This window comes from Promicromonospora alba (assembly GCF_042654905.1).
GTDB classification, from domain to species: domain Bacteria; phylum Actinomycetota; class Actinomycetes; order Actinomycetales; family Cellulomonadaceae; genus Promicromonospora; species Promicromonospora alba.
The window spans coordinates 96,381-113,526 of the sequence record NZ_JBHSFI010000003.1; the positions used below are offsets into that span (position 1 = coordinate 96,381).

Sequence of the window (17,146 nt, forward strand, 5' to 3'; positions counted from 1 at the left end):
CCTGACCTCATGTATTGACCCTAGGCGGTGACACTGACATCCACGGTCACCTTCTTCCGGAGAGTCCCGCGAGCAGGGTCGCGGCGTCGGGGCTCGCGTCGAGCAGCGCGCCGATATGGCGCCGTGTGCCGCGGGTCGGGTCGAGCATCGGCACACGCTGCAGGGCCTGCGACCCGTCGACGTCGAAGATGACCGAGTCCCAGCTCGCCGCGGAGATCTGGCTCCCGTAGCGGGCCATCACCTCGCCCCTGAAGTAGGCGCGGGTGTCGGTCGGCGGGTGCTGCACCGCTCGCGCGACGCTCTCCTCGTCGACCAGCCGGTCCACCGCCCCCTTGGCGAGCAGCCGGTGGTAGATGCCCCGCTCGGGCCGCACGTCGGACCACTGCAGGTCCATGGCGTGCAGGCGCGGGTGGTCCCACTCCAGGTTGTCGCGCGAGCGCAGACGGTCCAGCAGCCGCAGCTTCGCGACCCACTCGACCTCGCGCGCGCAGGTCGCCGGATCCGTGCCCAGCCGTTCGACGACGGACGCCCAGCGGTCGAGCACGGCGTCGGACTCCGCGTCCGTCCCGAGGACCTTCAGGGACCGCCGGACGATGTCGGTGACCTCGCCCTGGACCTCCAGCGCGGTCATCGTCCGGCCGTCCGCCAGGTCGAGCCGCGCGGTCAGCACGAGGTCGCGCGAGACCTTCTGCACGTCGCTGACCGGGTCGGCCAGCCGGAGGGCGCCGAGCTCTGCGCGTGCGTCCACGCCGGCCTCGGCCAGCTCGTCGAGGTGCTCCAGCACCCACAGCACGAGCGACGTCGTACCCATCTTGAGGTAGGTGGGCACCTCCATCAGGTTCGCGTCGCCGAGGATGAGGTGCAGACGGCGCCACCGCTGCCGGTCGGCGTGCGGCTCGTCGCGCGTGTTGACGATGGGCCGGCGCAGCGTCGTCTCCAGGCCGATCTCGGCCTCGATGTAGTCGGCACGCTGGGAGATCTGGTAGCCGGCGGTACCGCTCGTCGCGCCGAGGCCCACGCGGCCGGAGCCCGTGAACACCTGCCGGGTGACGAGGAACGGCGTGATGAGCTCGGCGAGCGTCGTGAAGGGCAGCGACCGGTCGACGAGGTAGTTCTCGTGGGTGCCGTAGCTGGCACCCTTGCCGTCCACGTTGTTCTTGTAGAGCACCACCTCGCTGCCGGGGAAACCAGCCAGCTCCCGCAGGGCCGCCAGCATCACCCGCTCGCCGGCGACGTCCCAGCGCACGATGTCCTCGGGCGACATGACCTCGGGCGAGGAGTACTCGGGATGGGCGTGGTCCACGTACAGCCGGGCACCGTTCGTCAGGATGACGTTAGCGGCACTCGGGTCGTCGTACTCCTCGGCGGCGGGCCGCTCCACCTCCTGCGTCGAGCCGGACCGGCGGCGGCCACGGCCGGGCAGGCCGGGCTCCACCACCGGCACCTGCCCGGTGACCGGGCCCGACGGCGCTGGTCGCGCGGGGTCGTCGGTCAGCATCGAAGGCTGCGCCGAGGCGCGGTCGAGATGGAACCCGCGCGCGTCCTGCAGCGGGTCCTCGTCGTCGTAGTCCCAGCGAGCCTTGCCACCCCGGCCCTCAGAACGCGTGGAGATCGCCCGGTAGGTCGTCACCACCTGGCTGGAGAGCAGCATGGGGTTGGCCAGGGGACGGCCTGGCTGCAGGACTCCGTACTCGGTCTCTATGCCCATCACACGACGTACGCTCACGTTCACCACCCTATGCCGGAGTAGTCCCGCTGGTCGGTCACTTGATCAGCCACGCTGACCAGCCGCGTCGATCAAGCAGGGCCCGCGCCCGCTGGACGGACGCGGACCCTGCCTCGACGTGCTGTCAGAGGTACTGACCGGTGTTCTGGACGGTGTCGATGGTGCGCGGCGTGGCGCCCTCGCCCTTCTTCTGGACGATGGTGCGGATGAAGACGATGCGCTCGCCCTTCTTGCCGCTGATGCGCGCCCAGTCGTCGGGGTTGGTCGTGTTCGGGAGGTCCTCGTTCTCCTTGAACTCGTCGACGCACGCGGTCAGGAGGTGCTCCACGCGGATGCCCTTCTGCCCCGTGGCCAGGAAGTCCTTGATCGCGTTCTTCTTGGCGCGGTCGACCACGTTCTGGACCATCGCGCCCGAGTTGAAGTCCTTGAAGAAGAGGGTCTCCTTGTCCCCGGAGGCGTAGGTGACCTCCAGGAACTGGTTCTCCTCGTCCTCCGAGTACATCCGCTCGACCACCGAGGTGATCATGCCGTCGAGCGCCTCGGGCATGTTGTTGCCGTACTCCGCCAGGTCGTCGGGGTGGATCGGCAGGTCCTTGGTGAGGTACTTGCCGAAGATCTCCTTGGCGCCCTCGGCGTCGGGCCGCTCGATCTTGATCTTCACGTCGAGACGTCCCGGGCGCAGGATGGCCGGGTCGATCATGTCCTCACGGTTGGACGCGCCGATGACTATGACGTTGTCGAGCCGCTCCACGCCGTCGATCTCCGCGAGGAGCTGGGGCACGATGGTGGTCTCCACGTCCGAGGAGAGGCCCGTACCGCGGGTGCGGAACAGGGACTCCATCTCGTCGAAGAAGACGACGACGGGCATGCCCTGGCTGGCCTTCTCCCGGGCGCGGGCGAAGATCAGCCGGATGTGCCGCTCGGTCTCGCCGACGTACTTGTTGAGCAGCTCCGGACCCTTGACGTTCAGGAAGAAGCTCTTCGCGTTGGGGTCGCCCCCGTTGGCGCGGGCCACCATCCCGGCGAGGGAGTGCGCGACCGCCTTGGCGATGAGCGTCTTGCCGCATCCGGGCGGGCCGTACAGGAGCACGCCCTTGGGCGGGCGCAGCCCGTGCTCCCGGAACAGGTCGGGGTGCGCGAAGGGCAGCTCGACCGCGTCGCGGATCGCCTCGATCTGCGGGCCGAGGCCACCGATGTCCTCGTACTCGATGTCCGGGACCTCTTCGAGCACCAGCTCCTCGACCTCGGACTTGGGCACGATCTCGAACACGAAGCCGCTGCGCGTGTCGACCGTGAGCGAGTCGCCCACCCGGAGCGGGGAGTCCATCAAGGATCCGGCGAGGCGCACCACGCGCTCCTCGTCGGCGCGGCCGACCACGAGCACGCGGTCACCGCCCAGCATCTCCTTGACGGTCACCAGCTCGCCCGTGCGCTCGTACTCGCCCGCTCCGACGACCGTCATGGCCTCGTTGAGCTTGACCTCCTGGCCCGGGCTGAGCCGCGTGACGTCCAGGCTCGGGCTCGCGGAGACGTGCATCTTGCGGCCGGCGGACGAGATGTCCACCGAACCGTCGGCGTGCGCCCCCAGGAACACGGCGTACGTGCCCGGCGGCTTGGCGAGATCGTCGAGCTGCTTCTTCAGCTCGACGATCTGGTCGCGCGCCGCGCGGAGTGCCTCCGCCAGGCGCTCGTTCTTGGCTGAGAGGAGGGCAATCTGGCGCTCGTAGTCGCGGTTTGGCAAAGGTTCGTTCTCGGGATGGTTGTATCCTGACGTGTTCTCGGTCATGACATCCCCTCTCGTAGGGCCCGGGAGGCGACCATATGACGCAAACGCCTCCGAGAACAGCACCTTAAGCACAGTCACTGACACACCGGGAGTAAGAACACCCGTTTGAGACGTCCGGGGTACTCGATCGTTACAGCCCGTTCACGCAGGCGGGGTACTCGCATCCTCGGGCGCAACGCCCAGGTCACGCCGCACCTTGCGGACCTTCTTGTCCGACACCGCACGCTCCCCGAGCTCCTCCGGAGTCCACTCCGCTTCGGCCGTCGCGGGGTACGCACCCTTGGCAGGACGCCGTTTCCGCTCGGGTGCGACCACTCCGTCGGCCATCCGGCGGGCGATGATGAGGAAGCCCGTGTGGCCGATCATCCGGTGCTCGGGACGCACCGCCAGACCCTCGAGGTGCCACCCGCGGATCATCGTCTCGAAGGCCGCCGGCTCGGTGAACCGGCCGTCCGCACGCAGATCTTCCGCTGTGCGCGAAAGTTGGGTCGTGGTGGCCACATAGCAGACGACGACGCCGCCGGGTGCGAGCGCCGAGGCGACCGCTTCGACGTTCTCCCACGGTGCCAGCATGTCCAGGACCACGCGGTCGACGGTGCCCGGCTCGGCCACCTCGGGCAGCACGTCGGAGAGGTCACCGACGGACAGCTCCCACGCCGGGTGCGGCCCGCCGAAGAAGGTCTCGACGTTGCCCTTCGCGATGGCCGCGAAGTCCTCGCGCCGCTCGATCGAGTGCACGTGCCCGGCGTCGCCGACCGCACGCAGCAGGGACATCGTCAGCGCGCCGGAGCCGACGCCGGCCTCGACGACCCGGGCACCCGGGTAGATGTCGGCCATGGCGACGATCTGCGCGGCGTCCTTCGGGTACACGACGGCAGCACCGCGGGGCATCGACAGGACGTAGTCGGCCAGCAGCGGGCGCAGGGCGAGGTACTCGATGTTGGCGGTGTTGACCACCACGGAGCCCTCGGGCTGTCCGATGAGCTGCTCGTGCTGGAAATAGCCCCGGTGCGTGTGGAACGTGCCGCCGGGCTGCAGCGTGATGGTGTGCAGGCGATTCTTGGGGTCGGTCAGCTGGACCTTGTCGCCCACGCGGAACGGGCCGCGGCGCTGCTCGGCGCCGGTGGCGACAGGGGTGTCGGTGGGTGTGGTCACGACCGACCATCCTAGGTGCTGGGCCGGGACCGCGCGTGCGCCGGGCTCGGGCCGGGCGTCAGGTGGCGCGGATCGCCCGGGCGACGTCGGCGAGGTCGAGCACCCCGGTGACCCGGCCGTCGTCGACGACCGGGACGAGCCGCGCTCCACCCGACCGCTGGGCCAGCTGCGTCAGCAGGTCGGTACCCGCCAGCTCCGGGTGCACGGCCGACCCCGGCACGAACGGCACGGCCACGGCGTCGACCAGGGTCACGCCGCGGGCCGACTCCGGGACCGCCGTGACGGCGCCCCCGTCGATCACCGCGATCGGGACGTCGCCGTGCCCCACGACGACCACGTAGTGCGACGGCGTACCGCCGCCCGCTGCTGCCGCCTGGGCGTCGAGCGCGTCGGCGACGGTGGAGCCGAGCGGCACCAGGACGGCGGGACCTGCGAGACCGGCGGCGGTCAGCCCGTCGACCGCCTCCCTGCGCCGCCCGTTCGCGATCGCGGCGCCCGCACCGGCCCAGAGGAAGGCTCCGATCAGCGCGGACAGCAGGACGTTCGTGATGTCCGGGGTGGCGCCCCGCAGGAACGGCACGACCAGCGCCCAGAGCAGGACGCCGACTGCGACGACGCGACCGGCCCAGCCGGCCACGACGGTGCCGGTGGTGCGCTTGCCCGTGACGGCCCAGACGACGGACTCGAGGATCTGGCCGCCGTCGAGCGGCAGGCCGGGGAGCAGGTTGAACGCGCCGACGAACGCGTTGGACGCCGCGCCGGCGAACAGCAGGAGCGTCGGCACGTTCAGCACCGGCGAGGCCTGGTACGCGAACCAGAACCCGGCGGCGAGCGCCAGGTTCGTCAGGGGCCCGACGACCGCGACCAGGAACCCGTCGAGCGGCCGGCCCAGGCCGCCGGTGTAGGCGGTGTGGCCGCCCCAGAGCGTGACGGCGAGCTCGGTCACGTTCTGCCCGCGCGCCCTGGCGACGAGTGCGTGCGCGGCCTCGTGCAGGAACACGGAGCCGAACAGGAGCAGCACGAACACGAACGCCACGAGGTAGGCGCCCGCGCCGAGTCCCGGCGCGAGATTCTGCACGTTGGGCACGAACAGGATCGTCAGGACGAAGGCGGCGAGGAACCAGGACCGCGTGACGATCACTGGCGCCCCGGCCACACGGCCGATGACGAACCCTTTCGAGCGCTGCGGGGCGGGCGGTGCGGGCGTGGAGGCGGGCTCCGAGGTGGTCACCGGACAAACCTATCCGGCCTGTCGCCGTCGAGGGCACGGCGCGCTGTGGATGGCTGCCCGGGGATGTCGGTGACCGCACCTAGGGTGGGGGCCATGACGACGACGGAGGTATCCCAGGAGCCGGTCCCGGACGTGACGGCGAAGGCGGTCGACACCGCGTCGGCCGTGCGTGCGCCGTCGCGGCCGCCGGCTCTGTCGCCGTCCCGCGCGAACGACTTCATGCAGTGCCCGCTGCTGTTCCGGTTCCGCACGGTCGACCGGCTGCCGGAGCCCCCGTCGGCCGCCGCGGCGCGCGGGACGCTGGTGCACTCGGTGCTGGAGCGGCTGTACGACGCCCCGCTGGGCGAGCGCACGCTGGCCGCGGCGAACGACCTGCTGCCCGGTGAGTGGGACCGGCTGCTGGAGGCGGACGACCGGTACACGTCGCTGTTCACGGACGGGGTCGGCCCGGACGGGCAGGACCGGGCGGGCTGGCTCGCGGGCGCGGGTTCGCTGCTCGGCACCTATTTCACGCTGGAGGACCCGAACCGGCTCGAGCCGGCGGAGCGGGAGCTCCTGGTGGAGTCACAGCTCGACGGCGGCCCGCTGCTGCGCGGCATCGTGGACCGGCTGGACGTCGCGCCGACCGGCGCCGTGCGGGTAGTCGACTACAAGACCGGGAAGTCGCCGCGGCCGGGCTACGAGTCGTCGGCGGTGTTCCAGATGCGGTTCTACGGGCTCGTCCTGTGGCGCGAGCGCGGGGTGCTGCCCAAGATGCTGCAGCTCGTGTACCTCGGTGACGGCCAGGTGCTGCGCGGCGAGCCGACCGTCGAGCAGCTGGAGCACACCGAGCAGAAGATCCGCACCATCTGGTCGGCCATCGAGGACGCCGCCCGGACCGGCGTGTGGAAGCCGCGCCGGACCAAGCTGTGCGGCTGGTGCGCCCACCAGTCGCTGTGCCCGGAGTTCGGTGGCACTCCCCCGGAGGTGCCGGACGGCGCGATCCCGCTGCGCCTGGGTATAGCCGTGTGACGTTTGCGGCGACACCCACCGTCGGGCGGACTAAGCGGACGGACCAAGCGGACGGACCAAGCGGAGCTCAGCGAACGAGCCCAGCGAACGAGCCCAGCGGACGAGCTCAGCCCAGCAGGTCGACGACCTCGCCCGACGCGATCCGCGCGAGCGTCTCGAGGTCGATCTGCTTGAGCGAGGCCGCCCGGTTGAGCCCTGGCCGGGGCGGCACGGGCACCTCGGCGGGCACACCGAGGGTGCGCGCGCCCGAGGCGAGCGCGGACGTGATCCCGGGGTGGGAGTCCTCGATGGCCACGCAGTCCTCCGGCCGGGCGCCGAACAGGCCGGCGGCCACCAGGTACGGCTCCGGGTCCGGCTTGCCGTGCGTGACCTCGTCACCGGTGACGAGGTGGGCGAAGGTCCCGGCGGGGGCGCCGTCGGCCACCACCTCGGCCTGGCTGCGGTAGGACATGGTGACTATCGCGCACGGGACCTGGGCGGCGCGCAGCTCCTCGAGCAGCTCCAGGACGCCGGGCCGCCACGGCACGCTCTCGCGCAGCTGCTCGTTCACGCGGGCCACGAGCCAGGTCACGATCTCGGCGGGCTCGAGCGGCACGCCGGCGTCACGCAGCATGGTGCCCGTGGTCAGGAGCGCCTGTCCGACGGCGCCGAGGGCGTCCTCGTGCGTCCAGGTCGCACCGTGCGCCGCGACGATCTCGCGCTCGGCGCGCATCCAGTAGGGCTCGGTGTCGACGAGGGTGCCGTCCATGTCGAACAGGACGGCGGCGGGAAGGACTGCGGAGGAGTCGCGAGGCACCGGCACATCGTAGGTGGCGACGTCGTACGGCCGGTAACGGCCGAAGGTCCAGCGCGTGACGCTCCGACGAGCCACGCGGGAATGCCGGACGATAGCGCCATGACGCATACCGCCGCATCCGGCATCGCCGCCTTCACCTTCGAGATGGGCGTGCTCAAGCGCCTGCGTCGTTCCGGCTGGTGGCAGGTCGGGGTGCGGGACCCGGAGTCGGTCGCCGAGCACAGCCTGCGGGTCGCGCAGCTCGCGGCGCTGCTGGCCGCCGAGGAGGGCGCCGACCCCGCTCGCGCCGCCTACCTGGCGCTCTGGCACGACTCCCAGGAGACCCGCATCACCGACCTGCCCCACACCGCCCGCCCGTACGTCACCAAGCCCGACAACGTCGCGGTCACGCGTGACCAGGTGGCCCCCCTGCCGGCCGCCGCTGCGGCGACCGTTGTCGACGCCGTGACCGAGTTCGAGGCGCAGCAGACGCCGGAGGCACGTTGCGCGCGCGACGCCGACAAGCTGGAGTGCCTGGTCCAGGCGGTCGAGTACCGGCACGGCGGCCAGGCCGGGGTGCAGGAGTGGATCGACTCGTCCTACGCGGCCCTGCGCACGGATGTCGCGAAGCGGGTGGCGGACGCCGCCCTCAGCCTGTCCCCCATGAGCTGGCGGGACATGAGCCGGCCGGACATGAGCCGGCCGGACTGAGGCGAACGCCCGGCGGTTCAGTCCGTGAGGAGCCGCTCGGCGCGCTCGGCCTGGTCAGCGTCGAGCCCGGTCCGGTCGAACGCGGCGACGGCCTCGTCGAACGTCCGGTTCACGACGGGCTCGATCTCCACGACGCCGACCGGGGAGACCATCGCCTCGTCGTACTCCGCGATCCACGCGTCGATGTGCGCCACATAGGCGTCGCGGGCGCGGTCGAGCTCGCCGTCGTCCGGCAGGCTCACGGCCTTGGCGTCCTCCTTGGCCGTCAGTACCTCGGCCCGTGCGTCCTCGGCCAGCGCGGGCACGTCCTTCATGAGCGCGGTGGCGAGCTCCTCCTGCCGCCGGGCGTCGGAGGTTGCCTCTATCTCGTCGAACCGCTGCGCGATCTCGTCGATGTAGTCACGCATCGTCGACTCGCTGTGCTCCACGGCGTCGAGCAGCACGTCAGCGGGCTCGCTGCTGCGCTCGGCCTGGGACCAGGCGATGCCGCTGCCGGCGCCGGCGACGACGAACGCTCCGACGGCAGACAGCAGTGCCCGATGATTTCGCAGGTTGCCCATTACTTCATACTCGCCCGAACCGGGGGTGCTCTGCGCACCTCTCAGTGTGATTCGGAGCGGAGCAATCCGACATTTGCGCCTCTTTCGGGCAGAAATCTCGCTCGGGTGCTCCCCCGACCAGCAGAAGTCAGCGAAGTCGCACCGTCTCCAGCCGCTCCAGCCGCTCTGCCGCCAGCGCCGCTCGGTTCATGCCGGCCCGGATGTACGGCGCGTCCGTCCCGGCGCTCTTCGGGTAGAAGATGCCCAGGTTGATGAGGCTGACGAAGCACGCGTAGACCAGCTCGTCGTGCACCAGGCCCAGCGACAGGAGCGTGCCGATGCCCACGATCGGGACCAGGTAGACCGCCACGGTCGGCTGCCACGCCGCCAGTCGTCCGAGCGTGGCGATCTCGCCCCGCGGCACCGACGAGAGCCCTGCGGCACGGGCACGCGCGTTCGTGTCCCACGCGAACCAGAGGCAGGCCTGGACGACCACGGCGAAGGTGACGTGCCCGACCAGGGTGCCGAGCGGCCACCAGTCCCGCTGCACGAGCGTCGGCAGCACCACGTAGACCGCCGGCAGGACCGCCAGGGACCGCAGGCCGATCTCGGCGGCCACGGCCCGCACCCTCGCCGCTCGCCCGCGGGGCAGCGCCCAGACAGTGCTCAGCTCGGCGAAGACGTTCAGATACAACCGAGCACTGACCAGCGCGAACGTCAGCGTGACGAGGCGTACCGGGAGGTTTCCCCACGGGTCGGGGATCGGGTAGTCGTCCGCCCGGACGTCGTCGAGGAACCCCAGACCGATCCCTGACGTGCCGGACACCTCGTCCGCCATCTCGAACCACCTCGCCTGCCAGGACAGCCCCAGGTCACGTGACCACCACGTCACGACCAGCGCGGTCGCGGACCACAGGAGCACGGCACAGAGCCAGGCCCACCGCCGCAGCCAGCGCGCCTGCCGCAGGTGCGCCGCACCTGCGCGGTCGCGTACCTGGCCGCTGCGCACCTGCAGCATCCGACGCTGCCTGGCCACCGTCCCGGCGCCGGGCGAGAGGTCCCGCAGCCGCTGGAGCCGGCCGCGCGGGCGCTCCCTGCCGTCCTGTTCGAGGATCGCCACCTCGTCCCGGAACACCCTGCCTACATGCTCGAACGTGGGGGCGGCCGGATCGACCGGCGTGACGAGGAGCCGGCGGCGCGGGTCGGCGTCGGTCAGGTCCTCCAGCAGCCGGGCCAGGCCGACCGCGGCCACGTAGAACTGGTCGGGCACCGTGCCGTCCGCACTGTGCGGGATCCCCGCGACGCTGATCAGCAGCGCGCCCAGCGAGTAGAGGTCGGCCCGCGGATGCCCGACGCCGTCGCGCCGCACCTCCGGCGCCGCGTACGCCCCGTCGCCTCGGACCTGGCCCGCGATCGACCGGGCGTGCAGGTAGCTGACGCCCAGGTCGACGAACCGCAGTCGGAACCGGCCCGGCTCCTGTTCCCGTTCCGTCTCGACGATGATGTTCGACGGCGTGAGGTCGTCGTGCCGGCGACCCTCTCGCTCAAGGTCGGCCAGCGCGCTCAGGAGGGCGCCGCCCACCTCGCGGAGCGCATCCGTGTCGACGGTACGGAGGATCTCCCGCGCGGGGGCCGGCGGGCGGGTGGTCGCCAGGTGCGCCAGGTGCTCGCCGAGAGTGCGACCGCGGATCAGGTCCATGAGGATCCAGCTGTCATGGCTGGCCCACACGCGCACCGCCGGCGAGCTCTCCTGGGCGTCGAGCCTGCCGTGCTCGGCGAGGTAGCCCCGCGTCGCGGCCGTGATGACGGGGATGGTGCGGTACGGGTGGATCAGGCACTTCAGCGCGAACGCGGCGGTCCGGCCCTGCGACGGTGCGGCGGCCCGGCCGGTGAGGATGATCGACGTCGTGCCGTGCCGATAGAACTCGAGGCTCGCGACGTCGATCGCCGCCCACTCCGCCCGTGTCGCGGAGGACGGCGGATCGCCCGCCCCCGAGTCCGTCCGCGAGCCCTTCGGCGTGCCGCCGCGCGTGCTCAGCGGCGCGTCCGGATCGTGCAGCGCGACGATGGCGCGGCGCACTTCGGGATCGGCCACCAGCGCGGCGCTCAGGTCCTGCGCCGTCGTGCCGGCCAGCGTCACGTCCGGCGCCGCGTCACCGTGGAACCGCATGCGGTCCGAGCAGTGCATGGCGACCAGGGTGAGCAGGTAGAACCCGAGGAACCCGTCGGCACGCGGCTCGAGCGGAGAGGCGGTGTCCCGCTCCGACCACCAGCGCCACAGGCCCTCGATCTCCGCGCGACGGGACACCTGGAACCGGTCCGCGTACGCGCGCTCGTCGAGCGGGACGTCCAGCAGGGCGACGTGCCAGTCCTGGGTCCGCCAGCCGTTCAGCGCGGCCGGGCGCCCCGACCCCGCCGGGCGCGCCGGGCCGGCCGAGCGACCGGTCAGCTCAGCCACGGCAGCGGTGAGGTGCTCGAGCGTCGCTCTCACCGCTGCCACCTGGTCACGACCCAGGACGATAGCGGAGCCCCGCCCCGGCGGGCTGGGCAAACGCGCCGGCCGGCGGACCACGCAACTCACAGCCTCGCCGCGCGCACCGCGACGTCCTGGGTGATGCTGGCCCACGATCGGCGGCCACGGCCGACGATCCCGGTAACACCGACGAGGAGGAGTGACCGTGTTCGGACCCGATTTCTTCGAGCGACTCTCGCAGCGGACGTACTACGACCTCGACGGCAACCCGATCACCCAGAACCAGTGGTCGGTGCTGCGCCGCGGGGCCGGCAGCGGCCACGTCGCGCGCGACCACATCGGCTTCTACCACGTCTCCACCGTCTGGACCGGTATCGACTCGACGGCTTCGGCGGACGACGACAACGGCCACGCCCACACCCACGGCCGTACCCCGCTGATCTACGAGACGATGGTCTTCGTCGAGCGGCTCGACCCGGACGGCATCCTGCCCGAGGACGAAAAGCTCGACTGCACCGAGGAGTACGCGGAGCTGCACGCGACGCGCGACGACGCGCTCGCCGGCCACCACCGCACCACGGCGATGGTCCGCGACTGGATAGTCAACGGCCGACCGGAGCTGTGACGACGGAGGTCCAGGATGCAGACCAGCACACGTCCCCTGACCGCGCCCTTTGCCGCCCGTCGCGCCGTGCGCGGCACGGCGATCTACGGTGAACCGATGCACGGAACCATCCCGCGGGAGCTGGACCCCGCGGGCGCACAGGCACTGCTGACCGCGCTCTTCGAGCCCGGCACCGACCGCCTCGCGCACTCGAGAGGCGTCGGCCGCCGCGCCGAGCAGGTCGCACGCGTGCTCGGCAGCCCGGACCTGCTCGTCTCCGCCGCCTACCTGCACGACATCGGCTACGCCGCCGCGGCCCTGGACACCGGCCTGCACCAGCTCGACGGCGCCCGCTACCTCGCGCGGCTGGGGGTACCGGCGGAGCTGACCGGCCTCGTCGCGCACCACACGGAGGCCACCGTCGAAGCCGCGGAGCGCGGCCTGGACGACGCACTGCGGCGCGAGTTCCCCGAGCCGGCCCCCGAGCTGCTGGACCTGCTCACCTACTGCGACATGACCACGTCGGCGCGGGGTGAGCCCGTAACCGTCGACGAGCGGTTCGAGCGCATCTACGACCGCTACCCGCCCGACCATCTCGTGTCCCGCAGCATGCACTCCGCTGAACCACGGCTGCGCCGGCTCGTGTCCGGGATCGAGCGCCGGCTGGGGCTGCCCTTCAGGTGAGACCCGGGGTCGGATGAAGCCCACCAGGGTCGGGTGCGGCCCGTCAGGTCAGGAAGGGCAGCGTCCGCGTCGGGTCCACCGCATGCTCGATCCGGAGCCGCATCGAGGGGTGGATCTCCAGCTCGCCGAGCCGGTCGACCTGCTGCCACACGACCTCGCTCGACTCCGCCGAGGTCCGTGCGGCGCCCCCGGTGACCGTGCCGCGCATGCAGATGGAGAACTGGGCGCGGACCTCGCCGTCCGAGTAAACGATTACGTGCCGGGGATCCGTGTAGATCCCGACCAGGCCGGTGATCCGCACGCGGTACCCGGTCTCCTCCTCGGTCTCGCGGACCCCGGCCTCCCGGACCGTCTCCCCGGGGTCGATGCCCCCGCCGGGCAGGGCCCAGAGGTCGTTGTCGGTGCGGTGGATGAGCAGCAGCCGTCCGACGTCGTCCCGCACCGCCACCGTCACCGACGGGACCACGGAGTTCACGGGCGGAGCGGCCGGGTCGTCGAAGTAGTCGAACCGCATCATCAGGCCACCCTGTCCGAGTCCTCCGTCCGAGGCCATGCCTCCAGAGGTTTGGCGGCCGTCCAGACCCGCTCGAACCCCGCCTGGTAGGCGGGCGCCATCGACGCCTCCGGACCGTCCTTGAGGTGCAGCAGCGGGTTGGCCCCGGCGGGCGATCCCCATACGTGGGTGTTGACCAGCAGGTCGTCGTCGAACCGGAAGGTCGTGGCGTACAGCGTGCGGTCGTGCAGCCGCACCTCGACGCCCGGTGTGCCGAGCGCGGGCGCCAGGTAGGCCAGCACCAGCGCGATCCGCCCGGCGAGGCCCGTACCGCCCTCCTCCTGCGTGCGGACCGCCACGGCGTCGCCCTCCGGGTCACCGAGCAGCAGCCGCACCTGCACACCACGGGCAGCCATGGTGACGATCTCCGTCGTCAGGTCGAGGGTCTGGTCGGGCAGGAACGTCGCGGCGAACGCGTGCAGCTCGAACCGCTGCTCCACGCCGGCGAGGAAGGCACGCCAGGTACCGGCCGGCATCGCGCGGCGCGCCGGGTACACCCCGACGATCTCCTGCGCCGCGGCCTCGGCCCGGTCGACGTCGCCCCACAGCGCCGCGACGTCGCAGCCCAGGGCGTCGGACACCGCCACCCGATGGCGCGGGTGCGGCGTGCGGCCCTGGGCCACCCAGCGCTCGACCGTCTTCGGGTCCACGCCCACGGCAGCCGCAAGCCGCACCTGGCTCAGGCCTGCCTGAGCCATCGCTGCGACCAGTCGTTGATTTCTCATCGTGAATACCCCCAGGGACGTATCTATCACCGAAACGTCCCGAGCGCTGCCGATGGCACGTCCCGTGCTTTGACGCACAGTTGTCTCAGCCAGTTGCCCCATGCCCGCCTCCATGCCTGCCCCCTGCCCGATCCACGCTCCGGAGAGTCTCGTGAATCCCATTGCGACGCAGTCGGTCACCGAACGTCTCGGCGATGTCATCGATCTGCTGCGGCACGTTCGCGCGGACTGGATAGAGGTACTGACGGTCACGCCGGAGCGGGTGTGCCTGCAGCCCTGGCACCTGGACGACGGCGAGAGCATCGCCCGCGCGCTGGGCCTCGACCACGCGATCGACCAGCGCATGATGGAACCCGGCTACACGCTCTGGACCGGTACCTGGCGCGGCGTCGAGGTCCAGGTCCGGGGCGCGCTGCGCGCCGGCGTCCCGGTGTTCTGACCTGTACCTCGGGTCCGCCGCCGACGTCCGCCCGCCGATTCGCCCGTCCGCGAACGCGACCGCGCCCCTGGCCACGCCGGGCGTCCCACACCATAGGCTGGGGGGATGACCGACGCGCATCACGAGCAGCCGGAGCAGGCCTCGCCTCGCCAGACCGTGCTCCTCGCTGCCTTCGAAGGTTGGAACGACGCGGGGAGTGCTGCCACGTCGGCCCTCACGCACCTGGCCGAGGTGTGGGGCGCAGAGAAGGTGACAGAGCTCGACCCTGAGGAGTTCCACGACTTCCAGGTCAACAGGCCGTACATCTCGCTGGACGACGACGGCAAACGCTCCATCACCTGGCCGACGACGTCGATCTCGGTGGCCCAGGTGGGCGAGCGCAAGGTCGTGCTGGTGCACGGTGTCGAACCGTCGATGCGCTGGCGCAAGTACTGCGAGGAGCTGCTGCAGGTGGCCGGCGACCTCGGGGTGCGGACGGTGATCACACTCGGCGCGCTCCTGGCCGACGTGCCGCACACGCGGCCGATCCCGATGACCGCGACGTCGGACAGCGTGGGCCTGCAGGCGGTGCTCGACATCGAGGCCAACACGTACCAGGGACCCACCGGGATCGTCGGCGTGCTGCAGCACGAGGCGGCGCAGCGCGACCTGCAGTCGGTGAGCCTGTGGGCGGCCGTTCCGCACTACGTCGCCAACCCGCCGTCGCCCAAGGCGACGCTCGCCATCCTCACGCGCGTGGAGGAGATCCTCGGCGAGCCGGTCCCCATGGGCGAGCTGCCCGACGACGCCGCGGCCTGGCAGCACGGCGTGGACGAGCTGGCGTCCGAGGACTCGGAGATCTCCGAGTACGTGGCGCAGCTCGAGGAGGCGAAGGACACCGCCGAGCTTCCGGAGGCCTCGGGCGACGCGATAGCGCGAGAGTTCGAGCGCTACCTGCGCCGGCGCGACACCGGGGGCAAGGACAGCGGTCCCGAGAAGCTCTGACCCGGCTCGGCCGGCACAGGAACCAGCACGGCAAAAGAGGCCTGAGCCCAGCGGGCTCAGGCCTCTTTCAGTCGGTTTCGACGGTTGGGTTCACACGCTGCTGGAAATTGGTTCGATCCGCACTCCGGCGTCCGGACCGTGAAATCCCACCCACGTCTCGAGACACCGTGCGGCGTCTTCTACGCGGTCATAGACCGGTGCATATCCTGGTCCGTTGCGCACCACGCGATAGCGCGTGCTGCACCGGGGCGTCGTCGTGACGGTGACCCGGGTCTCGCCCGTGAAGTCTTCCTCGTACTCCGTCATGTTCCCCATCCTGCCCCGGGTTAAATACAAACGGAAGCAGGGGTCAAAACTAACCCGTCCGGCGTCTGGCGTGGCGCTGGCCTACCTGGCCCAAACCGGACACTGAAATGGCTAAAGACGCACCCCGAGCAGGGCATTTACCGTCCGGGCCATGACACCCGGAGCGCCCTCCTCGTCCGCGGACGTATCCCGCGTGGGGTCGAGGGAAACCTCGGCCCAGGCGTCCACGGCCGCCAGCGCGGACGGCGCGTCGAGGTCGTTCGAGAGCGCCGCGCGGACCGCGGCGAGGGTCGCGTCGGCCGACGGGCCGCCGTTGCCCGAGACCGCGTCGCGCCACCGGACGAGCCGTGCCTCGCCCTCGGGCATGGAGGTCTCGTCCCACTCCCACTCGGTGCGGTAGTGGTGGGCCAGCAGGGCCAGCCGGATCGCCATCGGGTCGTGCCCGGCCTCGCGCAGGCGGGAGACCAGGACGAGGTTCCCGAGCGACTTGCTCATCTTCTCGCCCTCGTAGCCGACCAGGCCCGCGTGCACGTGCGTGCGCGCCCCGTACGGCTCCGCACCCTCGGGGACCGGGCACAGCACGCGCAGGTGCGACGTCGACATCTCGTGGTGCGGGAACAGCAGGTCCGAGCCGCCGCCCTGCACGTCGAACCGCTCCCCCGCGGCCAGGCCGAGCCCGTCACGGGCGATGACCGCGCACTCGATGTGCCAGCCGGGGCGTCCGGTGCCCAGCGGGCCGCCGTCCCAGGCCGGCTCGCCCGGGCGCTCACGGCGCCACAGCAGCGGGTCGAGCGGGTCCTTCTTGCCCTCGCGGCCGGGGTCGCCGCCGCGCTCGGCGAAGTCGGCGAGCGCCTGCGAGCGATCGAGCCGCGCGACGGTCCCGAAGCGGGGGTCGGCGGTGAGGTCGGCGTAGACGTCGCCCAGCTCCGGCGTCGAGCCGCCCGCACCCGGCTCGAGCGGCACGCGGTACGCGGCGCCCGACTCGAGCATGGCGGCCACGGCCTGCGCGACCTCGGGCACGGACTCGACGGCACCCGTCCACGTCCGCGGCGGGATGACGCCGAGCGCCGTCATGTCCTCGCGGAACAACGCGGTCTGGGACGCCGCGAGCTCGCGCCAGTCGACACCTGTCGCCGTCGCACGCTCCAGCAGCGGGTCGTCGACGTCGGTCACGTTCGAGGTGTAGATGACGTCCTTGCCCGCGTCGCGCCAGGCGCGGACCAGCAGGTCGAACGCGACGTAGGTGTTCGCGTGCCCGATGTGGGTGGCGTCGTACGGCGTGACGCCGCACGCGTACAGCCGGGCCTGCGGCCCCGGCGCCGCCTCGACGAGCTCACCGGTGGTCGAGTCGTGGACCCGCACCGGGTCGGAGACGGGGAAGCCGGGAAGCTCCGGGACTTGGGGTGTGGGCCAGGCGTGCACGCGACCAACGATAACCGCCGCC

General features: G+C 71.6%; 17 protein-coding genes. 6 read left to right on the forward strand and 11 right to left on the reverse strand.

Annotated elements, in window-relative coordinates:
- Nucleotides 1–46: 46 nt before the first annotated feature.
- The 4 genes from dop to ACFO6V_RS05655 all read right to left on the reverse strand — a co-directional run bounded on the left by dop (nt 47) and on the right by ACFO6V_RS05655 (nt 5,898).
- Complete coding sequence (gene dop, locus ACFO6V_RS05640) at nt 47–1,708, reverse strand: depupylase/deamidase Dop (protein ID WP_377135165.1); 1,662 nt, start codon at nt 1,706–1,708, stop codon at nt 47–49.
- 142 nt (nt 1,709–1,850) lie between these two features.
- Nucleotides 1,851–3,512 carry a proteasome ATPase gene (gene arc / locus ACFO6V_RS05645; RefSeq protein WP_377133102.1) on the reverse strand — a complete coding sequence of 554 codons (1,662 nt, stop codon included), beginning with the start codon at nt 3,510–3,512 and terminating at the stop codon, nt 1,851–1,853.
- Between the two features lie 141 nt (nt 3,513–3,653).
- Nucleotides 3,654–4,667 carry a tRNA (adenine-N1)-methyltransferase gene (locus ACFO6V_RS05650; RefSeq protein WP_377133104.1) on the reverse strand — a complete coding sequence of 338 codons (1,014 nt, stop codon included), beginning with the start codon at nt 4,665–4,667 and terminating at the stop codon, nt 3,654–3,656.
- A gap of 58 nt (nt 4,668–4,725) precedes the next feature.
- Nucleotides 4,726–5,898 carry a site-2 protease family protein gene (locus ACFO6V_RS05655; protein ID WP_377133106.1) on the reverse strand — a complete coding sequence of 391 codons (1,173 nt, stop codon included), beginning with the start codon at nt 5,896–5,898 and terminating at the stop codon, nt 4,726–4,728.
- A 93-nt stretch (nt 5,899–5,991) separates the two neighbouring features.
- On the opposite strand from ACFO6V_RS05655, the gene ACFO6V_RS05660 reads away from it, so the two are divergent.
- Nucleotides 5,992–6,909 (forward strand): RecB family exonuclease, encoded by a 918-nt coding sequence (locus ACFO6V_RS05660; RefSeq protein WP_377133108.1) that lies wholly within the window; start codon nt 5,992–5,994, stop codon nt 6,907–6,909.
- Between the two features lie 106 nt (nt 6,910–7,015).
- Here the strand turns inward: ACFO6V_RS05660 and ACFO6V_RS05665 are convergent, their stop codons facing one another.
- Nucleotides 7,016–7,705 carry an HAD family hydrolase gene (locus ACFO6V_RS05665; protein WP_377133110.1) on the reverse strand — a complete coding sequence of 230 codons (690 nt, stop codon included), beginning with the start codon at nt 7,703–7,705 and terminating at the stop codon, nt 7,016–7,018.
- Nucleotides 7,706–7,804: 99 nt separating this feature from the next.
- Here ACFO6V_RS05665 and ACFO6V_RS05670 point away from each other — a divergent pair, with 99 nt between their 5' ends.
- Nucleotides 7,805–8,395 carry an HD domain-containing protein gene (locus ACFO6V_RS05670; RefSeq protein ID WP_377133112.1) on the forward strand — a complete coding sequence of 197 codons (591 nt, stop codon included), beginning with the start codon at nt 7,805–7,807 and terminating at the stop codon, nt 8,393–8,395.
- 17 nt (nt 8,396–8,412) lie between these two features.
- On the opposite strand, the gene ACFO6V_RS05675 is transcribed toward ACFO6V_RS05670, so the two are convergent.
- Together ACFO6V_RS05675 and ACFO6V_RS05680 are read right to left on the reverse strand one after the other, a co-directional pair.
- Nucleotides 8,413–8,955, reverse strand: coding sequence for a hypothetical protein (locus ACFO6V_RS05675; RefSeq protein ID WP_377133114.1), 543 nt, complete (start codon nt 8,953–8,955; stop codon nt 8,413–8,415).
- Nucleotides 8,956–9,082: 127 nt separating this feature from the next.
- Nucleotides 9,083–11,425: a protein kinase domain-containing protein gene (locus ACFO6V_RS05680; RefSeq protein WP_377133116.1), complete on the reverse strand. Its 2,343-nt coding sequence runs from the start codon at nt 11,423–11,425 to the stop codon at nt 9,083–9,085.
- Between the two features lie 187 nt (nt 11,426–11,612).
- On the opposite strand from ACFO6V_RS05680, the gene ACFO6V_RS05685 reads away from it, so the two are divergent.
- Both ACFO6V_RS05685 and ACFO6V_RS05690 read left to right on the forward strand, forming a co-directional pair.
- Nucleotides 11,613–12,032, forward strand: coding sequence for a hypothetical protein (locus tag ACFO6V_RS05685; protein ID WP_377133118.1), 420 nt, complete (start codon nt 11,613–11,615; stop codon nt 12,030–12,032).
- Nucleotides 12,033–12,047: 15 nt separating this feature from the next.
- Nucleotides 12,048–12,695, forward strand: coding sequence for an HD domain-containing protein (locus ACFO6V_RS05690; protein WP_377133120.1), 648 nt, complete (start codon nt 12,048–12,050; stop codon nt 12,693–12,695).
- Between the two features lie 43 nt (nt 12,696–12,738).
- Here the strand turns inward: ACFO6V_RS05690 and ACFO6V_RS05695 are convergent, their stop codons facing one another.
- Both ACFO6V_RS05695 and ACFO6V_RS05700 read right to left on the reverse strand, forming a co-directional pair.
- A complete protein-coding gene (locus ACFO6V_RS05695; RefSeq protein ID WP_377133122.1) occupies nt 12,739–13,212 on the reverse strand; it encodes an NUDIX hydrolase in 474 nt (157 codons plus the stop codon).
- Nucleotides 13,212–13,973, reverse strand: coding sequence for a helix-turn-helix domain-containing protein (locus tag ACFO6V_RS05700; protein ID WP_377133124.1), 762 nt, complete (start codon nt 13,971–13,973; stop codon nt 13,212–13,214). Before ACFO6V_RS05700 ends, ACFO6V_RS05695 begins: the two co-directional genes overlap by 1 nt.
- Nucleotides 13,974–14,124: 151 nt before the next feature.
- Here ACFO6V_RS05700 and ACFO6V_RS05705 point away from each other — a divergent pair, with 151 nt between their 5' ends.
- Both ACFO6V_RS05705 and ACFO6V_RS05710 read left to right on the forward strand, forming a co-directional pair.
- A complete protein-coding gene (locus ACFO6V_RS05705) occupies nt 14,125–14,412 on the forward strand; it encodes a hypothetical protein (RefSeq protein ID WP_165827219.1) in 288 nt (95 codons plus the stop codon).
- Between the two features lie 105 nt (nt 14,413–14,517).
- On the forward strand, nt 14,518–15,396 hold the full coding sequence (locus ACFO6V_RS05710; RefSeq protein ID WP_377133127.1) for a PAC2 family protein: 879 nt from the start codon (nt 14,518–14,520) through the stop codon (nt 15,394–15,396).
- Between the two features lie 90 nt (nt 15,397–15,486).
- Here ACFO6V_RS05710 and ACFO6V_RS05715 read toward each other — a convergent pair whose 3' ends face one another.
- Complete coding sequence (locus ACFO6V_RS05715) at nt 15,487–15,702, reverse strand: hypothetical protein (protein ID WP_116675661.1); 216 nt, start codon at nt 15,700–15,702, stop codon at nt 15,487–15,489.
- A gap of 111 nt (nt 15,703–15,813) precedes the next feature.
- Entirely contained in the window at nt 15,814–17,124 is a 1,311-nt protein-coding gene (gene mshC, locus ACFO6V_RS05720) for a cysteine--1-D-myo-inosityl 2-amino-2-deoxy-alpha-D-glucopyranoside ligase (protein WP_377133129.1), read from the reverse strand.
- Nucleotides 17,125–17,146: the final 22 nt, after the last annotated feature.

Excerpts from the sequence above, each read along its gene's own strand:
- dop (WP_377135165.1), bottom strand. The coding sequence starts at position 1,708 with ATGGGCATAGAGACCGAGTACGGAGTCCTGCAGCCAGGCCGTCCCCTG.
- arc (WP_377133102.1), bottom strand. The coding sequence starts at position 3,512 with ATGACCGAGAACACGTCAGGATACAACCATCCCGAGAACGAACCTTTG.
- ACFO6V_RS05660 (WP_377133108.1), top strand. The coding sequence starts at position 5,992 with ATGACGACGACGGAGGTATCCCAGGAGCCGGTCCCGGACGTGACGGCG.
- ACFO6V_RS05670 (WP_377133112.1), top strand. The coding sequence starts at position 7,805 with ATGACGCATACCGCCGCATCCGGCATCGCCGCCTTCACCTTCGAGATG.
- ACFO6V_RS05675 (WP_377133114.1), bottom strand. The coding sequence starts at position 8,955 with ATGGGCAACCTGCGAAATCATCGGGCACTGCTGTCTGCCGTCGGAGCG.
- ACFO6V_RS05690 (WP_377133120.1), top strand. The coding sequence starts at position 12,048 with ATGCAGACCAGCACACGTCCCCTGACCGCGCCCTTTGCCGCCCGTCGC.
- ACFO6V_RS05695 (WP_377133122.1), bottom strand. The coding sequence starts at position 13,212 with ATGATGCGGTTCGACTACTTCGACGACCCGGCCGCTCCGCCCGTGAAC.
- ACFO6V_RS05700 (WP_377133124.1), bottom strand. The coding sequence starts at position 13,973 with ATGAGAAATCAACGACTGGTCGCAGCGATGGCTCAGGCAGGCCTGAGC.
- ACFO6V_RS05710 (WP_377133127.1), top strand. The coding sequence starts at position 14,518 with ATGACCGACGCGCATCACGAGCAGCCGGAGCAGGCCTCGCCTCGCCAG.
- ACFO6V_RS05715 (WP_116675661.1), bottom strand. The coding sequence starts at position 15,702 with ATGACGGAGTACGAGGAAGACTTCACGGGCGAGACCCGGGTCACCGTC.